General features: G+C 73.8%; 16 protein-coding genes. 7 read left to right on the top strand and 9 right to left on the bottom strand.

The features are described 5' to 3' along the window. Window positions 1-50: 50 nt before the first annotated feature. Both gyrB and ACI78V_RS10695 read right to left on the bottom strand, forming a co-directional pair. Entirely contained in the window at window positions 51-2,087 is a 2,037-nt protein-coding gene (gene gyrB / locus ACI78V_RS10700; protein ID WP_456850881.1) for a DNA topoisomerase (ATP-hydrolyzing) subunit B, read from the bottom strand. Between the two features lie 384 nt (window positions 2,088-2,471). After that, window positions 2,472-3,887 carry an APC family permease gene (locus tag ACI78V_RS10695; RefSeq protein WP_456850880.1) on the bottom strand — a complete coding sequence of 472 codons (1,416 nt, stop codon included), beginning with the start codon at window positions 3,885-3,887 and terminating at the stop codon, window positions 2,472-2,474. Window positions 3,888-4,036: 149 nt separating this feature from the next. Here ACI78V_RS10695 and ACI78V_RS10690 point away from each other — a divergent pair, with 149 nt between their 5' ends. After that, a complete protein-coding gene (locus ACI78V_RS10690; RefSeq protein ID WP_456850879.1) occupies window positions 4,037-5,566 on the top strand; it encodes an SDR family oxidoreductase in 1,530 nt (509 codons plus the stop codon). Between the two features lie 84 nt (window positions 5,567-5,650). Here the strand turns inward: ACI78V_RS10690 and ACI78V_RS10685 are convergent, their stop codons facing one another. The 7 genes from ACI78V_RS10685 to dnaA all read right to left on the bottom strand — a co-directional run bounded on the left by ACI78V_RS10685 (window position 5,651) and on the right by dnaA (window position 15,113). Further along, window positions 5,651-7,492 carry an ABC transporter ATP-binding protein gene (locus ACI78V_RS10685; protein ID WP_456850878.1) on the bottom strand — a complete coding sequence of 614 codons (1,842 nt, stop codon included), beginning with the start codon at window positions 7,490-7,492 and terminating at the stop codon, window positions 5,651-5,653. After that, entirely contained in the window at window positions 7,489-8,493 is a 1,005-nt protein-coding gene (locus ACI78V_RS10680; protein WP_456850877.1) for a hypothetical protein, read from the bottom strand. Before ACI78V_RS10680 ends, ACI78V_RS10685 begins: the two co-directional genes overlap by 4 nt. 42 nt (window positions 8,494-8,535) lie before the next feature. Beyond that, complete coding sequence (locus ACI78V_RS10675) at window positions 8,536-9,048, bottom strand: DUF721 domain-containing protein (RefSeq protein ID WP_456850876.1); 513 nt, start codon at window positions 9,046-9,048, stop codon at window positions 8,536-8,538. Continuing rightward, window positions 9,045-10,247, bottom strand: coding sequence for a DNA replication/repair protein RecF (recF, locus tag ACI78V_RS10670; protein ID WP_456850875.1), 1,203 nt, complete (start codon window positions 10,245-10,247; stop codon window positions 9,045-9,047). The genes ACI78V_RS10675 and recF overlap by 4 nt, the downstream gene beginning before the upstream one ends. Before the next feature lie 65 nt (window positions 10,248-10,312). Beyond that, entirely contained in the window at window positions 10,313-11,245 is a 933-nt protein-coding gene (gene gnd / locus ACI78V_RS10665; RefSeq protein ID WP_456850874.1) for a phosphogluconate dehydrogenase (NAD(+)-dependent, decarboxylating), read from the bottom strand. A gap of 154 nt (window positions 11,246-11,399) precedes the next feature. Next, a complete protein-coding gene (gene dnaN, locus ACI78V_RS10660; protein ID WP_456850873.1) occupies window positions 11,400-12,560 on the bottom strand; it encodes a DNA polymerase III subunit beta in 1,161 nt (386 codons plus the stop codon). Between the two features lie 768 nt (window positions 12,561-13,328). After that, window positions 13,329-15,113 carry a chromosomal replication initiator protein DnaA gene (dnaA, locus tag ACI78V_RS10655; RefSeq protein ID WP_456850872.1) on the bottom strand — a complete coding sequence of 595 codons (1,785 nt, stop codon included), beginning with the start codon at window positions 15,111-15,113 and terminating at the stop codon, window positions 13,329-13,331. Window positions 15,114-15,698: 585 nt separating this feature from the next. On the opposite strand from dnaA, the gene rpmH reads away from it, so the two are divergent. The 6 genes from rpmH to rsmG all read left to right on the top strand — a co-directional run bounded on the left by rpmH (window position 15,699) and on the right by rsmG (window position 19,074). Then, window positions 15,699-15,836, top strand: a complete 138-nt coding sequence (rpmH, locus tag ACI78V_RS10650) for a 50S ribosomal protein L34 (RefSeq protein ID WP_089305879.1) — start codon at window positions 15,699-15,701, stop codon at window positions 15,834-15,836. A 1-nt stretch (window position 15,837) separates the two neighbouring features. Continuing rightward, window positions 15,838-16,221, top strand: a complete 384-nt coding sequence (gene rnpA / locus ACI78V_RS10645; RefSeq protein ID WP_456850871.1) for a ribonuclease P protein component — start codon at window positions 15,838-15,840, stop codon at window positions 16,219-16,221. Window positions 16,222-16,280: 59 nt separating this feature from the next. Continuing rightward, complete coding sequence (yidD, locus tag ACI78V_RS10640) at window positions 16,281-16,565, top strand: membrane protein insertion efficiency factor YidD (protein ID WP_456850870.1); 285 nt, start codon at window positions 16,281-16,283, stop codon at window positions 16,563-16,565. Beyond that, window positions 16,558-17,688, top strand: coding sequence for a membrane protein insertase YidC (yidC, locus tag ACI78V_RS10635; protein WP_456850869.1), 1,131 nt, complete (start codon window positions 16,558-16,560; stop codon window positions 17,686-17,688). The genes yidD and yidC overlap by 8 nt, the downstream gene beginning before the upstream one ends. A gap of 94 nt (window positions 17,689-17,782) precedes the next feature. Further along, window positions 17,783-18,418 (top strand): Jag family protein, encoded by a 636-nt coding sequence (locus tag ACI78V_RS10630; protein WP_456850868.1) that lies wholly within the window; start codon window positions 17,783-17,785, stop codon window positions 18,416-18,418. Further along, on the top strand, window positions 18,415-19,074 hold the full coding sequence (gene rsmG, locus ACI78V_RS10625) for a 16S rRNA (guanine(527)-N(7))-methyltransferase RsmG (protein ID WP_456850867.1): 660 nt from the start codon (window positions 18,415-18,417) through the stop codon (window positions 19,072-19,074). The genes ACI78V_RS10630 and rsmG overlap by 4 nt, the downstream gene beginning before the upstream one ends. Window positions 19,075-19,079: the final 5 nt, after the last annotated feature.

Below are 19,079 nucleotides of genomic sequence, written 5' to 3'. Positions count from 1 at the left end.
AGGGGCCCGCGCCGAGCGGAGCGAGGCGTGGGGGGCGAGGGGGTCCTTCTTCAGACGTCGAGGAAGCGGACGTCCTTGGCGTTGCGGGTGATGAAGCTGCGGCGGGCCTCGACGTCCTCGCCCATGAGCACGCTGAACAGCTCGTCGGCGGTCGCGGCGTCCTCGAGGGTGACCTGCAGCAGGATCCGCGTCTCCGGGTTCATCGTGGTCTCCCACAGCTCGGTCGCGTTCATCTCGCCGAGGCCCTTGAAGCGCTGGATCGCGTCGTCCTTGGGCAGCTTGCGGCCGGCCTCGGCACCGGCCTTGAGGACGGCGTCGCGCTCCTTGTCGCTGTAGACGTACTCGTCCCCGGTCTTCCCGCCCCACTTGATCTTGTACAGCGGCGGCTGCGCCAGGTAGACGTAGCCGGCCTCGACCAGCGGCCGCATGAAGCGGAAGAGCAGGGTCAGCAGCAGGGTGCGGATGTGCTGGCCGTCGACGTCCGCGTCGGCCATCAGCACGATCTTGTGGTACCGCAGCTTCGAGACGTCGAACTCGTCGTGGATGCCCGTTCCGAAGGCGGTGATCATCGACTGGACCTCGGCGTTCTTGAGGACCCGGTCGATGCGCGCCTTCTCGACGTTGATGATCTTGCCGCGGATCGGCAGGATCGCCTGGAACATCGAGTCGCGGCCGGACTTCGCCGAGCCGCCGGCCGAGTCGCCCTCGACGATGTAGATCTCCGAGGCGCGCGGGTCGGTGGAGCGGCAGTCGGCCAGCTTGCCCGGCAGCGAGTTGTTGCTGAGCAGGTTCTTGCGGGCCAGCTTGCGGGCGTCCTGCGCCGCACGCCGGGCCCGGGCCGCGGACGAGGCCTTGTTGATGATCGTCTTGGCCTCGGTCGGGTTGGCCTCGAACCAGTGCGCGATCTGCTCGTTGCAGACCTTCTGGACGAAGCCCTTGACCTCGGTGTTGCCGAGCTTGGTCTTCGTCTGGCCCTCGAACTGCGGGTCGCCGATCTTCACCGAGACGATGGCGGCCAGGCCCTCGCGGATGTCCTCACCCGTGAGCTTCTCGTCCTTGGCCTTGAAGAGCTTCTTGTCCTCGGCGTAGCGGTTGACGATCGAGGTCAGCGCGGTGCGGAAGCCCTCCTCGTGGGTGCCGCCCTCGTGGGTGTTGATCGTGTTGGCGAAGGAGTAGACCGACTCGGAGTAGGCGTCGGACCACTGCATCGCGACGTCGACGCTCATCCGCATGTCGTTCTTGCCGAGGCCCTCGGCGCCGAAGCTGATGATCGAGCGGTGGATCGGCGACTTCTTGCTGTTGATGTGCTTGACGTAGTCCTCGAGGCCGCCGTCGTAGCGGTAGGTGATCTCGGTGGCCTCGAACGCCTGGGCCTCCGCGCCCGGCTCGGGGGCGGCCTCGGCGAGCGTGATCTCCTCGGCCATGCCGGTCTCGGCCTTGCCGTGACCGGGCCGCTCGTCGCGCAGCACGATGGTCAGGCCCTTGTTGAGGAAGGCCATCTCCTGCAGCCGGCGGCTGATGGTGTCGAACGAGTAGGTCGTCGTCTCGAAGATGTCGCCGTCGGCCCAGAAGGTGATCTGGGTGCCGCGCTTCTTCGTCGGGCCGATCTTCTCCAGCGGACCCGGCTTGGCCATGTCGTAGGACTGGTGCCACTCGGTGCCGTCGCGCCAGATGCGCACGTCCAGCTTGGTGGACAGCGCGTTGACGACCGTGACACCGACGCCGTGCAGACCGCCGGAGACCGCGTAGCTCTTGCCGTCGAACTTGCCGCCCGCGTGGAGGATGGTCATGACGACCTCGACCGTGGGCCGCTTCTCCACCGGGTGCATGTCGACCGGGATGCCACGGCCGTTGTCCTCCACCCGGACGCCGCCGTCGGCCAGCAACGTGACGCGGACGGTGTCGCAGTGCCCGGCGAGGGCCTCGTCGACGGAGTTGTCGACGACCTCCCACACCATGTGGTGCAGACCCCGCTCACCGGTCGAGCCGATGTACATGCCGGGGCGCTTGCGGACGGCCTCGAGGCCCTCGAGGACCGTGATCGAGCTGCCGGAGTACGCGTTGTCAGTCTGGGGTCGAGCGACCACGTGGGGCCCTTCTGTCGCGCAACCGGCGCACGGCTCCCCACCTCGCGGGAGGGGGCTGGACGCGGGACGGCGTCGCACCTTCAGGGGCGCAGAACGACGCTGAGCCGGTTGCTGGCGGTTTCTCGTTCCCAGGATACCGGGTGGGACGACAGGAATGCCGCCGTCCACGCCCTGAGCGCGTTCCTGTGCCGTTCCCGGTGCGCTCGCCACCCCCGATGGTGGCCCCCCGGGTCGACATGCCGTCCCGGGCTGCCTGACGGCCGGAGGGAGGACCCCCCGCCCCCCTCCGTGGGAGGACCGCGTCCCCTCGTCCCCCGCAGGCCCGGGGCGCGCCTCCGCCCGGGACCGCGACGCGGACCCGTACGGGCGGGAGGGGGCCCGTGCTCAGTTGACCGGGCCGCCCTTGGTGAACCGGTCGGGGTCCAGGGGCGGGACGGCGGGGCCGGTCCGGCGGTTGAGGAGCACTGTCACGCCCCAGAGGACGACGCCGATGACCAGCAGCACCCCGGCGATCCGGTACTGCTCGGCGGGCCGGCCGGCCCACGGCGTGGCCAGGAAACCGCAGGCCAGGGCCCCGATCACCGGTAGGACGGTGGGAGTGCGGAAGTGGTCGGCCTCGACGCGGTCCTTGCGCAGCACCAGGACGGCGACGTTCACCACGGTGAAGACGACCAGCAGGAGCAGCGCCGTGGTGCCGCCGAGGGCCGGCACGGCACCGACGAAGGTGATCAGACCGAAGGCCAGCGCGGTGGTGAAGAGGATCGCCGTGGTGGGGGTGCGCCGCCGGGGGTGGACCCTGCCCAGCAGTGGCGGCAGCACGTGCTGCCGGCTCATCCCGTAGACCAGCCGGCTGGCCATGAGCATGTTGATCAGCGCGGAGTTCGCGACGGCGAACATGGTGATGACGCCGAAGATGCCGATCGGGAAGCCGGGGGCGCCGGCCTCCACCACCTGCAGCAGCGGGGTGTCGCCCTGGCTGAGCTCGCCGGCCGGCACCAGGGCGATCGCCGAGATCGACACCAGCACGTAGATCAGCCCGGTGAGGCAGAGACCGAGCAGCAGCACCTTCGGGAAGATCTTCCGCGGCTGCTTGCACTCCTCGGCCATGTTCACCGAGTCCTCGAAGCCCACCATCGCGAAGAACGCCAGCCCGGTGGCCGCGATCACCCCGCCGACGACCGACCGGTCACCGGTGTCGAACTCGGTCACCCGGGAGAAGTCCCCCTCGCCCAACCCGAGCGCCCAGAGGCCGACGCCGATGACGATGAGCAGGCCGGAGAGCTCCACGCAGGTGAGCACGACGTTGGCCTTGACGCTCTCGCCGACGCCGCGGTGGTTGACCAGTGCGACCAGCGACATGAAACCCAGGCCGATCAGGGTGATCCCGATGCCCTCCTCGATGCCCAGCCCGAAGACGCTGGCCGCGTTGGCGCTGAACGCCCGGGCGGCGGTGGACGCCGACGTGATCCCGGAGCTCATCACCGCGAAGGCGACGAGGAAGGTGACGAAGTGGATGCCGAACGCCTTGTGCGTGTACAGCGCCGCCCCCGCGGCCTGCGGGTACTTCGTCACCAGCTCCAGGTAGCTGAACGCGGTGACCAGCGCGACGAGGAACGCGACGAGGAACGGCAGCCACACGACCCCGCCCACCTGGGCCGCGACCTGGCCGGTCAGCGCGTAGATCCCGGTGCCGAGGATGTCGCCGACGATGAACAGCAGCAGCAGGCCGGGGCCCATCACCCGCTTGAGGGTGGGCTGACCGTCCTCGGTCCGTTCCGGGGCCTCGGTGGTGTCGGCCATGGAGGGCCTCCCGCTCGACTGGAGAAGGACCCCGCTGCCCCCGGCAGGAGGGTCGGGATCGACTGCACTGCCCGGCACGCCGATCGTCGCGGCCGGCGGGGCCTACCGCGACCCGAGCGCGGCCCCGCCGGACGGCCGACACTCGGGGCATGGCCGAGACCCCCGCCGCCAGGACCTGCCTCGTCACCGGGGCCACCGGCTACATCGGCGGGCGGCTGGTGCCCGAGCTGCTCGCCGCCGGGCACCGCGTGCGGGTGATGACCCGCTCGCCGGAGCGGCTGCGCGACCACCCGTGGGCCGGGAGCGTGGAGGTGGCCCGCGCCGACGCCGGGGACGCCGAGGCGGTCGCGGCCGCCTGCGCCGGGGTGGACGTCGTCTACTACCTCGTCCACGCCCTGGGCACCGGGCGGGAGTTCGAGGAGACCGACCGGCGGACGGCGCGGGTGGTGGCGGGCGCCGTCCGCGAGGCGCGGGTGGGGCGGCTGGTCTACCTCGGTGGGCTCGAGCCGGCCGACGAGGAGCTCTCCCCGCACCTGCGGTCCCGCGCGGAGGTGGCCCGGATCCTGCTCGGGTCCGGCGTCCCGACCGTCGTCCTGCGGGCCGCGGTGGTGCTCGGGTCGGGCTCGGCGTCGTTCGAGATGCTGCGGTACCTGACCGAGCGGCTGCCGGTGATGGTGACCCCACGGTGGGTGCACAGCCGCATCCAGCCGATCGCCATCCGCGACGTGCTGCGCTACCTGGTCGGCTGCGCGACCCTGCCGTCCGACGTCCACCGGTGCTTCGACATCGGCGGGCCGGACGTCATGGACTACGCCGAGATGATGCAGCGGTTCGCGGTCGTGGCCGGTCTGCCGCGGCGGCGGATCCTCCCGGTGCCGTTGTTCACGCCGTCCCTGTCCAGTCACTGGGTGGGGCTGGTCACGCCGGTGCCGGCCGGCATCGCGCGGCCGCTGGTCGAGTCGCTGCGCAACACCGTGGTCTGCGGCGAGCACGACATCGCGCGGTACGTGCCGGACCCGCCCGGCGGGCTGCTCGGGTTCGACGAGGCGGTGCGGCTGGCGATCCAGCGGGTCAGGGAGGCCACGGTGGCCACGCGGTGGTCGTCGGCGTCCGTGCCCGGGGCCCCGTCGGACCCGCTGCCGACCGACCCCGACTGGGCCGGGGGCACCCTCTACGTCGACGAGCGCACCCGGGAGACCGGCGCCGAGCCGGCCGCGTTGTGGCGGGTGGTCGAGGGGATCGGCGGGGACAACGGCTGGTACTCCTTCCGCCTCGCCTGGGAGGTCCGCGGCTGGCTGGACCGGGCGGTCGGCGGCGTCGGCCTGCGCCGGGGACGGCGGTCACCGTCGCAGCTCTACGTCGGCGACGCCCTGGACTTCTGGCGGGTCGAGGAGCTCGCGCCCGGCCGGCTGCTGCGGCTGCGCGCGGAGATGCGGGTGCCGGGGTTGGCCTGGCTGGAGTTCCACGTGGAACAGGACGGCGGCCGCACCCGGCTGCGGCAGAAGGCCACCTTCCGACCGCACGGGCTGTTCGGCCACGTGTACTGGTGGGTGCTCGTCCCGTTCCACGGCTTCGTGTTCGGCGGCATGCTCCGCAACATCTGCCGCGCCGCCGAGGCGATGACACCGTCGGCCTCCCGGCCGACACCGCGCCCAGGTGCCGTCCCCGCCCGACGCTGAGCCCCACCGGGCACTCGACCGCGGGAGCCCGGGGCCCCACTCCTCGCACCGCCCCGCGGGGCGCCCGGCCTCGGGCGGGGGACGTCACACCAGCAGCTGGGCGGCGGCGAGCTCCCTGTAGAGGGGGCTGGACTCGACGAGCTCCGCGTGGGTGCCGCGGGCGACGACCCGGCCGGCGTCGAGCACGACGATCTGGTCACTGTCGAGGACCGTCGACAACCGGTGCGCCACCACCAGCAACGCGCGGTCCTCGGCAGCGGCGGCGAGGGTCTGCCGGAGCAGCTGCTCGTTGCGCGCGTCGAGGCTCGCGGTCGGCTCGTCGAGCAGCAGCAGCGCCGGGCGGGCCAGCAGGGAGCGCGCGATCGCCAGCCGCTGCCGCTCCCCGCCCGAGAGCAGCACGCCCTCGTCCCCCACCGGGACGTCCAGCCCGCGCGGTGAGCGCTGCACCACCTCGGTCAGCCCGACGTCGGCCAGCACCGCCCACAGCTCGGGGTCGCTGGCGTCCGGGGCGGCGAGCAGGAGGTTGTCGCGCACCGAGCCCGCGAGCACCGGGGCCTCCTGCTCCACGTAGCCCAGCCGCGCCCGCAGCCCGGCGCGCGGCAGGTCACGCACGTCGGTGCCCGCCCACCGGATCGCCCCGCCGGTCAGCGGGTAGAAGCCCTCGACCAGCGCGAGCACCGTCGACTTGCCCGCACCCGACGGCCCCACGAGCGCCACCCGGCCGCCGGCCGGCACCGCCAGCGACACCCCGCGCAGCACCTCGGTACCGTCCGGGTAGGCGAAGGTGACGTCGGCCAGCTCGAGCAGCGGGACCTCACGGGACGGCGGCACCGGGGGCACGGCGACGACCGTGCTCCCCCGCTCGGGCCGGGCGTCCTCCTCCGGCGCGAGCCCGAGCACCTCCTGGATCCGGGCCAGCGCACCCAGGCCGGTCTGCAGCTGGGTCCACGCGCCGATCGCCTGGCCCAGCGGCATGACCAGCAGGAACAGGTACAGGATGAAGGCGACCAGGTCGGCGACGGCGATCGTGCCGGCGGCCACCCGGTACCCGCCGAGCCCGAGGACGGCGAGGAACGCGCCCTGGACGGCGATCGAGCCGGCCGGGGACACCAGCGCCTCCAGCCGGGCCACCCGGACGCCGGCCGCGTACGCCCGGCCCGCGCTCGCGCCGAAGACGTCCACCTCGCGGGCCGTCGCCCCGCTGGCACGGATCGTCCGCACCGCCGACAACGCCCGCTCCACGGCGGCACTCATCGCGCCGACCTCCTCCTGCGCCTGCCGCGAGAGCCTGCGCACGCCCCGGGCCACCGAGGCGACGACGGCGACGCCGACGGCGACCGCGACCACGGTGACCAGCAGCAGCCAGCCGTCCACCAGCGCCATCGCCACCAGCGCGCCGACCCCCACGACCACCGAGCCGACGATGTCGACGACACCGGAGGTGACCGTGGCCCGCAGCAGCGTGGTGTCCGCACCCACCCGCGACATGAGGTCACCGGTGCGCCGCCGGTCGTACTCGGCGATCGGCAGCCGCAGCAGCCGGTCGGCCACCGTCCGACGGGTGGTGAGCACCACCGCCTCCGCGGTGCGCTGGAGCAGGTACTGCTGGAACGCCGACAGCGCCGAGGCCGCGACCAGGACGACGACCAGTGCCACCACCGCGGGCAGCAGCGCCCGGCCGGCCCCGACCGCCTCGATCACGCGGGCCACCAGCGCCGGCTGGGCCAGCGCGCCCGCGGCCGCGACGAGCGACAGCGCCGCGGCACCCAGCAGCGGCCCACGGTGCGGGCGCAGCAGCGGGAGCAGCTCGCGCAGTCCGGCCGCCGGGGCGGCGGTGGAGTGGGCCGTGGCCGGATCGGCCGGGGCGGTGGCCGGATCGGCCGGGGCGGCGGCCGGATCGGCCGGGGCGGCGGCCGGGTCGGTCACGAGACGCCGGCGAGGGCGCCGACGATCGCGGTCAGCAACCGGGCGTGGTGCTCGATGAGCTCGGGGCGGTGGCCGTCGGGGCGGATCGCGGCGACGAAGCCGCCCGCCAGGCTGCCCGCCTGACCGGCCGACGTCCAGAACTCGTCGCCGTCGTCGGTGCCGAGCAGCAGCCCGCGCACGGTCGCGTCCTCGACCAGCCGCCGCGGCACCGGACCGTCCTCCGACGACAGCAGCACCCAGCGCGCGTCGAACTCCGGGTCCCCGCTGGGCACCTGGACCAGCCCGCCCGTGCGGTGCTTCCAGAACCGGGCCGGCGACAGGCGCAGCGTCGGCACGGGGACCAGCACCGGGGCGGCGGTGATCGCGTACTCGGGCACCGCGTAGCGCCCGGAGGCGTAGAGGACGTCGAAGGCGACCAGCTCGGTGGAGCCGTAGCGGCCGCGCATCACCCCGGCCGGCCGGTGGTCCCTGGTCGCCCGGACCGGCGCGGAGGCGACCAGCTCGGCGAGGGCGGCGTCCTCCGGGCCGGTGCCGTCGGAGATCTCCCACCCGTGCTGGACCGCCCAGGCCTGCGCGCCGACGAGATCGCCCTGGTAGGCGAAGACCCGCTCCACCTCGCCGGGCCGGCGCGGTCGCCGCCCGCCGAACAGCCCACCGCGCACCGGCTGGTCCGCCGGCGGCGACTGGCCCCAGGGGTCGCCGGACGACGTCCGGTCGTCCCACGGCTGTGCCGGGGGCGGGGGACCGGGCTCGGCGGGGGCCGAGGCGCCGGGCTCGGCGCGCGGCGGCGTCGGCCGGGCCGGCTCGGCGGCCGGCAGGTCCCAGCCCGGCGGCTGCCAGGGGGCGCCGCCGGCGTCCGGCGACTGCGCGGGACCGTCGGCCGGCCGCCCGGAGGCGGGGGACTGCGGGGCGTCGCCCTCGCCCAGGTGGGAGGGCTCCCGCCAGCTGCTGCCGTCGTCGGGCCGGTCGTCGAAGCCGTCGCGGTCGCGGGGGCTGGTCATCGCTGCATCGTCCTCCCGGAGCGGTCCGGCGCGGACCGGCTCCTATCCGTACGTGTCCCGGGGCCCCCGCCCGCGGACCGACCGCGGGCCCTTCTTCCAGCTGGGGGCCGTCGGTCCGACAACGCGCAGGCGGGTCACGACGTCCCCGCCCACCTGGGCGCGCAGCCGCCCGAGGATCGTGGGGGCCAGCAGCCGCAGCTGCGTGGCCCACGCGGTGGACTCCGCGACGACCAGCAGCTCGCCCTCGGTGAGGGTCTGCGGGGTGCAGTGGGCGGCGATGTCCGGGCCGACCAGCGCCGACCAGCGGCCGAACACGGCGCCGACCTTGGTGTGGGCGCTCCAGTCCTGAGCCGTGACCAGGGAGTCGACCAGCCTGCCCAGCGGCTGGGGATCGTCGTCCCCGGGGCGCGGGCCGGTCCAGGTGCGGCGGGGACCGGCGATCCGCCGCCGGGTCGGGCGCGGCCGGGCGGCCGACGCCGCGCGCGCGGCCTCCAGCGCCGCGCGGGCGATGTCGCTGGGCCGGGCCGGCGGCTGCCCGGACGACTCGGCACTCACCGGACCTCCTCCTCCAGCACCGCGGGGTCCACGGCCCCATCCTCGGCTGCCGCCGGGGTCAGCGGAACCGCCTGCCCGCCGGCGACCTGGACGACGGTGCTGCGCAGCTCGGCCGGGACGTCGTCGAGGACCGCGGCGGTGATGAGCGTCTGCTCCGCGGAGCGGGCCACCGTGGCCAGGGCCGCGCGCCGGTCGGCGTCCAGGGTGGCGAAGACGTCGTCGAGGACGAGCACCGGTTCCTCCCCGTCGGCCCGCAGCAGCGCGAAGCAGCCGAGCTTGAGGGCGAGCGCCAGCGACCAGGACTCCCCGTGGCTGGCGAACCCCTTGGCCGGCAGCGTCCCCAGCGAGATGACCAGGTCGTCGCGGTGCGGCCCCACCAGCGTCATCCCCCGGTCCACCTCCTCACCGCGGCGCTCGGCGACACGTTCGCGAAGCGCGGTGCTCAGCTCCGCGGCGTCGGGCAGGCGCGCCCCCTCGGCCAGCGGCGTGCCGTCGCCGGCCAGCGGCACGGTGCTCGCGTAGCCCAGCGCCGCCACGGCGGCGTCGGCCCCCGCCACCCCGGCGTAGGCGCGGGCGACGTGCGGGCCGAGGGCGGCGACCAACCGCAGACGGGCGGCCAGCAGCTGCCCGCCGAGGTCGATCAGGTGCCCGTCCCACACATCGAGGGTGGCCAGGGCGTTGCCGCGGGCCAGCCGGGCGGTCTTGAGCAGGGCGTTGCGCTGCTTGAGCACCCGGTCGTAGTCGCTGCGCACCCCCGCCAGCCGTGGCGTCCGGCTGACCAGCAGGTCGTCGAGGAACCGTCGCCGCTCGGCGGGGTCGCCCCGGACCAGCACGAGGTCCTCCGGCGCGAACAGCACCGACTTCACCAGCCCGAGCAGCTCCCGCGGCCGCGGCAGCGGGGCACGGTTGACCCGCACCCGGTTGGCCCGGCCCGGGTTGATCTCGATCTCCACCAGGAGCTCGCGGTCCTCGCGCCGCAGTGCCGCGCGCACCACCGCCTGGGCCGCCCCCTGGCGGACCAGCGGGGCGTCGCTGGCCACCCGGTGGCTGCTCATCGTGGCCAGGTAGCCGACCGCCTCGACGAGGTTGGTCTTCCCCTCGCCGTTGCGGCCGACGAAGACGGTCGGCCCGGGGCGCAGGGCAACGTCCACCCGCTCCCAGTTGCGGAACGAGCCGAGCTGCAGGTGTCGCAGGTACACCTGTCAGGCCCCCGAGGGGCAGGGACGGCCTCTCCTGCCCCTCGGGCAGGCCGGGTGGAGCGTGCTCACGCCGGGCGCTCGGCCTCCTGCTGCTGGACCGCGTGCACCGCGTGCCCGCCGAACTGCTGGCGCAGCGCGGCGACGGCCTTCATCGTCGGCGAGTCCTCCTGGCGCGACGAGAACCGGGCGAACAGCGAGGCGGCGATCGTCGGCATGGGGACGGCGTTCTCGATGGCCTGCTCCACGGTCCAGCGGCCCTCGCCGGAGTCCTCCGCGTACCCCCGGATGCGGTCGAGCTGCGGGTCCTCCTCCAGCGCGCGGACCAGCAGGTCCAGCAGCCAGGAGCGGATGACGGTGCCCTGCGTCCAGGACTTGACCACCCCGGGGACGTCCTCGATCAGGTCGACGGCGGCCAGCAGCTCGTAGCCCTCGCCGTAGGCCTGCATCATCGCGTACTCGATGCCGTTGTGGACCATCTTCGAGAAGTGCCCGGCGCCCACCGGCCCGGCGTGCACGAAGCCGGCACCCGGCAGCTCCTGACCGGACTCGTCGACCGGCGACGGCGGCTTGAGCGCGTCGAACACCGGTTGCACCTTGGCGACGTCGTCCTTGGTGCCCCCGACCATCAGCGCGTAGCCGTTCTCCAGGCCCCACACGCCCCCGGAGACCCCCACGTCGATGTAGCCGATGCCCTTCTCGCGGCACAGCACGTCGTGGATCTGGTCGTCGGTGTACTTGGAGTTGCCGCCGTCGACGATCACGTCGCCGGGGCTGAGCAACTCGGCCAGCTCCTTGACCGTCGCCCGGGTCGGCTCACCCGCCGGGACCATCACCCACACCACGCGCGGGGCCGAGAGCACCTCGACCAGCGCGGGCAGGCTGTCGACGTCCCGCTTGTCCGGGTGGTGGTCGAAGCCGACGACCTCGTGGCCGGCACGGCGCAGCCGCTCGGCCATGTTGCCGCCCATCTTGCCCAGCCCGATCAGCCCCAGCTGCACGGCTTCCGTCCTCTCGTCGCGGTTCAAGGGGTGTCCTGCCGTCACCGGCCCCGTGCCGAGGCCCGCCCCGAGCCTGCGAGAGGTGGGGAGGACGGGGTCGGCCCCCCTGCAGGAGGGCCGGCCCCGGCACGGGCCGGGGCACGCGGATGATCCTTCACCCGGGCAGGCGCACCGGCATGATGAGGTAGCGGTAGCTGCCGGGCCGCTCGGCCGGCGTGGCGGCCGCACCGTCGTCGGTCGCCGGCTCCTCCACCCCGGACAGGACGGCGGGCTTCAGCGGACTGGTGAAGTCCATCCGCGCGCGGGGCGTGTGCACCGCGGCCAGGCCGTCGAGCAGGAACGTCGGGTTGAAGCCGATCGTCAGCGGCTCGCCGTCGAACTCCACGTCGCAGCGCTCCTCGGCCTGCCCCTCGTCGTCGCTGCCGCCGGCCCGCAGGGTGACCTGCCCGGGGGTGAACTCGCAGCGCAGGGGGGTGCCACGGTCGGCGACGAGGGCCACGCGCTTGGCCGCGTCGGTGAACAGGCCCACCGGGAGCACCGCGTTGGCGTGCGACTCGTTCGGCATGATCGCGCGGTACTTGACGAACTCGGCATCGAGCAGCCGGGTGGTGGTCTGACGGTCCTTGCCCGACAGGCCGAGGATGCCCTCCCCGGAGCTGCCCGAGGACAGGGAGATGGTGATCTCCGGGCCGCTGGTGAGGGTCTTGGCCGCGTCGGCCAGGGTGCGGGCCGGGACGAGCACCGCCGCCGACAACCCCGGGGTCTCCGGCCGCCAGGCGAACTCCCGCACCGCCAGCCGGTAGCGGTCGGTGGCCGCGAGGGTGACCAGGTCGTCCTCGATCTCCAGCCGGACGCCGGTGAGCATCGGCAGGGTGTCGTCACGACCGGCGGCGACGGCGACCTGGCCCACCGCCTCGGCGAAGACGTCGCTGTCGACCACCCCGGCCGACGACGGCATCGACGGCAGGGAGGGGTAGTCCTCCACCGGCAGCGTCGGCAGGCTGAACCGCGCGTTGCCGCAGGCGATCGACAGCCGCGGCCCCTCGGCGGTGATGTCGACCGGGTGGGGCGGCAGCGCCCGGGTGATCTCGGCGAGCAGCCGGCCGGGCACGAGGGTGCGGCCGCTCTCGGTGGCCTGCACGTCGACCTCGGCCCGGGCGGAGACCTCGTAGTCGAAGCCGCTCACCGACAGCTGGCTGCCGTCGACCTCGAGCATGATGCCGGCCAGCACCGGCACCGACGGCCGGGGCGGCAGGCTGCGCGCCGTCCATGCGACGGCATCGGCGAGCACCTCACGTGCCACCCGGAACTTCATGACCCGATCCACCCCAGCTCTGTGCGTGCTCCTCCTACTGCGGTGCTCATCGTGCCTGCTGCGGCCGACATGCGGGTAACTGCTTCCCCGATCAGGTGTGCTCCCGCCCCTGCAGACCCTGCTTCCCCACCCTGAATGTGGTTCGAGAACTCATCGAGAGAACTCCCTCATCCTCGTCATCACTGGTGTGGAAGCTGGGGATCGAGGCCCTCTGCGCAGGTCAGGGCCGGAGTCGACATGTTGGCCGACTGTGGGTGCAGCAGGCGTCCCTGTTGTCGACACGTGGACATCTCGACGTCCGTGCACACCGACCGTCGTCTCTCCACGTCCTGTCCCCTGGTTCCCCCAGTACGCATCCCCAGGTCCTGTGCACGGGCGGCGACCTCGCGAGGGGACGGCGACCCCAGCGGAGCGGGCCCCGGTGCATAGCAGCAGGTCAGCAACGAGCGGACGACGGGAGAGCGGCGGGCGGACGGCGACGCGCCCACGGCCCGGCGTCACGACGCGTGAGGTCGTCGGTACGAGATACCCCCAGACTGTGCACATCCCTGGGGACAACTCGTCGACGAGTCGACCGACGTCGGACCGGTGATGACGCCTTCTCCGCACCGGCCGCGGCCTGACGCCATGCACACGGTTGCCCACAGGTGTGGAGAAGTCGACTCCGTGTCCGTCGTCGACGACATCCCGGTCCCCCGGACCGCCCCGCGGCGACCGGCCGTCCCCGGCCGCCCGGCCGCCCGGACAGCCGGCGCGGCCGGCGGCGGACTACTGGCGGGCGCGGCTCTTGATGCGCGCGGTCAGCTCCGTGACCTGCGTGTACGTGGCCCGGCGCTCGCTCATCAGGTTGGTGATCTTCTTGACCGCGTGCATGACCGTGGTGTGGTCCTTGCCGCCGAAGGAGGCGCCGATCCGGGGCAGGGAGAGCTCGGTGAGCTCCCGGCACAGGTACATCGCGATCTGACGGGCGTTGACCAGCGTGCGGCTGCGGTTGGAGCCCTGCAGCTCCTCCATGGTCACGGAGAAGTACTCCGCGGTCGCCGCCATGATGATCGCCGCGGTGATCTGCGGACCCTGCTCGTCGCTGATCAGGTCCTTGAGCACCAGCTCGGCCAGCGGGAGGTCGACCTGCTGCTTGTTGAGGCTGGCGAACGCGGTCACCCGGATGAGGGCGCCCTCGAGCTCGCGGATGTTGGTCTGCACCTTGCTGGCGATGAACTCCAGCACCTGGTCGGGCACCTGGAGCCGCTCGCCGTAGGCCTTCTTCCGGAGGATCGCGATGCGGGTCTCCAGGTCCGGGGCCTGGACGTCGGTGATGAGGCCCCACTCGAAGCGGGTGCGCAGCCGGTCCTCCAGCGTCGTCAGCTTCTTCGGCGCCCGGTCGGAGGTGATCACGATCTGCTTGCTGGCGTTGTGCAGCGTGTTGAACGTGTGGAAGAACTCCTCCTGCGTCCGCTCGGCGCGTTCCAGGAACTGGATGTCGTCGATCAGCAGGAAGTCGATGTCGCGGTAGCGGCGGCGGAAGTCCTCGGCCCGGCCGGAGTGCACCAGGTTGATGAACTCGTTGGTGAACTCCTCCGTGCTCACGTAGCGGACCCGCACGTTGGGGAACATGCGCGCCGCGTAGTGGCCGATCGCGTGCAGCAGGTGGGTCTTGCCCAGCCCGGAGTCCCCGTAGATGAACAGCGGGTTGTAGGCCCGCGCCGGCGCCTCGGCGACCGCGACCGCAGCAGCGTGGGCGAACCGGTTGCTGTTGCCGATGACGAAACTGTCGAAGACGTACTTGGGGTTGAGCCCCGGGTCCTGCGCACCGGTCGCGGCCCGGCGGTCACCGAACAGGGGGACGGCGTCCCCACCGCGCCCGCCCGGCCCGCGTCCCTCACCCCGGCGCCCGCGACCCGTGGCGGGCGGCACCTCCTCGTCGCGTCCGGCGGGCTCGAGGTCGAAGGGGAGGACGGCGGCGCCGTTCTCGTCCACGTCCCCGCCGCCCCAGTCGCGGTCGGCGCCCCGCGTGCCGCGGCCGGCGGTCCGGCGCGCCGGGGGGCTCCAGTCGGTGGCCGGCAGGTCCTCGTCGTCGCGGTCGGGCACCGGCTGCTCGAGCGGGTCAGGACGCTCGGCGGTGTCGCGCTCCCAGGTGAGCGGCCGGGTCACGTCCGCCCGGACGCCGAAGGCGCTGCGCCCGTCGTCGGTGCGGTCCCGGGTCTCGCGGTCCTCCTCGGCGCGCTGCGCCTCGACCGCGGACCAGGGCCGCCGCGTCGGGACCTCGCGGCGCGGCTCCTCGTCGGGCGCTGCCGGGGTGTCCTCCACCTGGACCGCGACGCGGATGTCGCGACCGAGCTGCTCCGACAGCGCCTCGGCCAGCACCCGCCGCATGCGCGACTCGAGCACCGTCTGGGTGAACTCGTTCGGCGCCGACAGGACCGCGGTGTCCTCGAACACCCCGACCGGCCGGGTGAGGTTGAGCATCGCGTTCTGCTGCGGCGACAGACTCGTCGCCAGCCGCTCGCGGATCTGGTCCCAGACCGTCGCCAGGTCCACCGTGGCATCGGCCATGACCGTGTCCTCCCCAAACCGTGTGTTCGTCGCCACTACCGCGAGTGCGCACCGCCGCGCCCGATCCCTCGGCAGTTCCCCGCTGTGGACATCCGGACACGCGGTGTCCACACCGTCGTCCACAGGCTGTGCACGGTCGGCGACGCGCTCGTCCGGCTTCCGCTCGTGCGGACCGGGCAGGGACGTCGTCGCTGGTCAGGGAGGGGATGGAGAGCTCGTTCGGCGGGCGCGGTGGTCGGTCGACCCAGCGGGGCGGCCCCTGCGCCGGACGCGGACGTCCGGTGTGGAGCGACGGCGACGCTAACAGCCCCGTCCACAGCCCGGCAACGAGACCGGCGGCTCCGACCGGTGCGCGGCGGGGTGTGTCGCCGGCGGCGACCGGCGCGCCGTCCCGTCCCGTGCAGGGACGAGGCCGAACCTGAGGAGTCGGTGTCCGGACGGGCCCTCCGGCGCTGGGGATTCCTCGGCTATGCTGGTGGGAGTCTGTGGACGGGGAGCCGGTTCCGCCGTGCTCCAACCGTCCCTCCGCGCGTGCCTGCCCGCCGGCCGGTACGCATCGTCGATGTCGTGTAGTGGGAGTACCTCGTGAGCAAGCGCACGTTCCAGCCGAACAACCGCCGCCGGTCCAAGACCCACGGCTTCCGGCTGCGGATGCGCACCCGCGCGGGCCGGGCGATCATCGCCGGCCGTCGGCGCAAGGGTCGCGAGAAGCTCTCCGCCTGAGGTGCTGCCCGCGCAGGCACGCCTGCGCCGGCGTCCGGAGTTCACCGCGGTCGTCCGGTCCGGTCGGCGTGCCGGACGGCCGACCATGGTGCTCCACTACCTCCCCGAACGGCCCGTGACCCCGGCCCCCGGCGACGCCGGGACGGTCGGCGGTCCACGGGCCGGCTTCGTGGTGGGCAAGGCCGTGGGCAACTCCGTGGTCCGCCACCGGGTGACCCGGCGACTGCGTGCGGTCGTCCTCGGCGAACTGCACCGGCTGCCCGCCTCGGCCGACCTCGTCGTCCGGGCGCGTCCGGAGGCGGCGACGGCCAGCTCGGTCGACCTGCGGCGCGACCTCGCCGCGGGGCTGGACCGGGTCCTCGGCTCCCGGGCCCGCGCGTCGTGACCGGCGTCCCGGCACCCTCCGGCCCCGCCGCCGCACCCGGACGCGGCCCCGTCGGCCGCATGCTGCTCGGCGCGGTGCGCTTCTACCAGCGGGCGATCAGCCCGGCGCTGCCCCCGCGCTGCCGGTTCGCACCGACGTGCAGCAGCTACGCCGTCGAGGCGATCGAGGTGCACGGCGCCGCCCGCGGCACCTGGCTGGCCCTCCGGCGGTTGCTCAAGTGCGCGCCGTGGCACCCCGGCGGGTTCGACCCGGTGCCGCCGGCCCGTACCGCACCACCGGGATCAGACCGAGCTCACCCTCCGGCACACCGCCGGGCCGCGCAGCAGGAGGCTGGCGTTGCTTGACTGGCTGTACACCGCCATCTCCTGGGTCATGGCCCGGTGGCACTCGCTGTGGAACAGCGTCTTCGGGGACCCCGAGGCCGGGAGCGGCCTCTCGGGCCTGGCGTGGGCGCTGTCGATCGTCTTCCTGGTCGTCACGATCCGGCTGATCCTGTTCCCGCTGTTCGTCAAGCAGATCAAGTCGCAGCGGGCGATGCAGGAGATCCAGCCGGAGATCCAGAAGCTGCGCAAGCAGTACGGCAGTGACAAGCAGGGCTTCAGCCAGGCGATGATGGCGCTGCAGAAGGAGCGCGGGGTCAACCCGCTGGCCGGCTGCCTGCCGATCCTGCCGCAGATCCCGGTCTTCCTCTCCCTCTTCCACGTGCTGCGCCGGCTGGCACCGGACGCGCAGGGCCTCTACAGCTGGAGCGACGAGCTCACCGACGAGGCGGCCCGCGCGCCGCTGTTCGGCGCCCCGATCTCCTCGTCGTTCAACATGACCGGCGCCAAGGAGCAGGCGATCCTGGCCCTGCCCGGCGTCAGCTACACCAGCATCCGCATCGTCGCGTTCGTCCTGATCGTGATCATGTGCGCGACGACGTACGTCACCCAGAAGCAGACGATGAAGCGCTCCGGCCCGGTCGAGGGGCAGGCGGCCATGGTGCAGAAGCTGCTGCTCTACGGCATGCCGATCAGCCTCTTCGTCACCGGCTTCTTCTTCCCGGTCGGCGTCCTGCTGTACTGGTTCACGAACAACCTGTGGACGCTGGGCCAGCAGTTCTTCATCCTGCGGAAGATGCCGCCGCCCGGCTCGCCCGCGGCCCTGGCCAAGTCCGCCACGGACAAGCCCGCGGTCGACCCGAGGACGCTCGCGCCGAAGCCCGGCGCCAAGCCGGTCCGTCCGAGGCCCGGCCGCCCCGTGGCGCCCTCGAGCACGGTCGACCCGGTCGACCCCACCGGCGACACCACCGCGTCGAGCAGCCCGCTGTCCGACGGCGCGCCGGCCGACGGGGCGACCGGCTCCTCGGCCGCCGGCTCCAACGGCCAGGCGCCCGGCGGCAAGGGCTCGACCAGCCGGCCGCGCGGGAACGCCGGCCGGGGCGGAAGTCCGGGTCCGGCGAACAGGGGCAAGCGCAAGCGCCGCTGACGGCGCCCACGGTGTCCCCCGCGGACGCCCGCCGGCTCGCGCCGGCCACCGACCACCGGGGAAGCCCGGACGCCCATCTACGGGAGGAGACGCCATGAGCGCCCCGCAGCACCCCACCGACACGGCCGCGACCGCCGAGGCCACGTCGGGTGCGGTCCTCAGCCCCGTGCCCGGCGACGCCGGACCGGCCCAGCCCGACCTGCCCGACCCGGACGCCGACAGCGCCGACGCGGTCGTGGAGCCGACCGACGACGACGAGGACGGCGGCGACGACCTGCTGGTCCGCGAGGGTGACGTCGCGGGGGACTACCTGGAGCGGCTGCTCGACATCCTCGACGTGGACGGCGACATCGACCTCGATGTGGAGGGCGACCGGGCTTCGGTCGCGATCGTCGGCGGCGAGCTGCAGGACCTCGTCGGCCCGGACGGCTCGGTGCTGGAGGCGTTGCAGGAGCTGACCCGGCTGGCCGTCGCCCAGTCCACCGGCGTCCGCAGCCGGCTGATGCTCGACATCAGCGGGTTCCGCGCCAAGCGCCGCGCCGACCTCACCGCCCTGGCCTCGGAGGCGGCGCGCCGGGTGGCGCAGAGCCGGCAGCCCGAGCGCCTGACCGCGATGAACCCGTTCGAGCGCAAGGTCGTCCACGACGTCATCGCCGGCGTCGCGGGGGTGCGCAGCGAGTCGGAGGGCGAGGAGCCCAACCGCCGAGTCGTGGTCCTGCCGGATCGGTGAGCGCGCCCGCCGACGTCCCGGCCGCCCCACCGGCCCCACCCGTCGCGCGGCAGGTCTTCGGGGAGGCGCTCCCCGACGCCGAGCGCTACGTGGCCCGGCTGGCCACCGACGGCGTCACCCGCGGGCTGATCGGCCCGCGGGAGGTGCCGCGGCTGTGGCAGCGGCACGTGCTCAACAGCGCGGCCGTGGCCGAGGCCGTCCCGTCGGGCGCCCGGGTGGTGGACGTCGGCAGCGGCGCCGGGCTGCCCGGGATCCCGCTCGCGCTCGCGCGGCCCGACCTCCGGCTGACGCTGGTGGAGCCGATGGCCCGGCGCGTGGAGTTCCTCGAGGAGGTCGTCGCCGAGCTGACCGCCCCGTGGCGCGTCGTCCGCGGCCGGGCCGAGGAACGCTCCGTGCGGAGCGCGGTGGGGCCGGTCGACGTCGTCACCGCACGTGCGGTCGCCGCCCTTCCCCGGCTGGTGACCTGGTGCCGCGGTCTGATGCGCCCCGGCACGCTGCTCGTCGCCCTGGTGGGGGCGCGGGCGGTCGAGGAACTCCCGGCGCTGGTCCCGGAGCTGGAGGCCGCGGGGATGCGCGACATCCACGCACGGGCTGTCGGCGCGGACCTCGGCGAGGCTGCCACTACCGTGGTGGTCATGACGCGTGGGCAACGGTGAGTCCC

It is taken from the genome of Geodermatophilus sp. SYSU D00742, assembly GCF_054049935.1.
Note: the sequence above shows the minus strand (reverse complement) of the source record. Positions and strands in the feature narration are given on the sequence as shown.

What these genes read in the sequence shown, in the direction of transcription:
- ACI78V_RS10630 (WP_456850868.1), top strand. Translation starts at nt 17,783, where the DNA reads ATGAGCGCCCCGCAGCACCCCACCGACACGGCCGCGACCGCCGAGGCC.
- ACI78V_RS10695 (WP_456850880.1), bottom strand. Translation starts at nt 3,887, where the DNA reads ATGGCCGACACCACCGAGGCCCCGGAACGGACCGAGGACGGTCAGCCC.
- yidD (WP_456850870.1), top strand. Translation starts at nt 16,281, where the DNA reads ATGCTGCTCGGCGCGGTGCGCTTCTACCAGCGGGCGATCAGCCCGGCG.
- ACI78V_RS10690 (WP_456850879.1), top strand. Translation starts at nt 4,037, where the DNA reads ATGGCCGAGACCCCCGCCGCCAGGACCTGCCTCGTCACCGGGGCCACC.
- dnaN (WP_456850873.1), bottom strand. Translation starts at nt 12,560, where the DNA reads ATGAAGTTCCGGGTGGCACGTGAGGTGCTCGCCGATGCCGTCGCATGG.
- ACI78V_RS10680 (WP_456850877.1), bottom strand. Translation starts at nt 8,493, where the DNA reads ATGACCAGCCCCCGCGACCGCGACGGCTTCGACGACCGGCCCGACGAC.
- dnaA (WP_456850872.1), bottom strand. Translation starts at nt 15,113, where the DNA reads ATGGCCGATGCCACGGTGGACCTGGCGACGGTCTGGGACCAGATCCGC.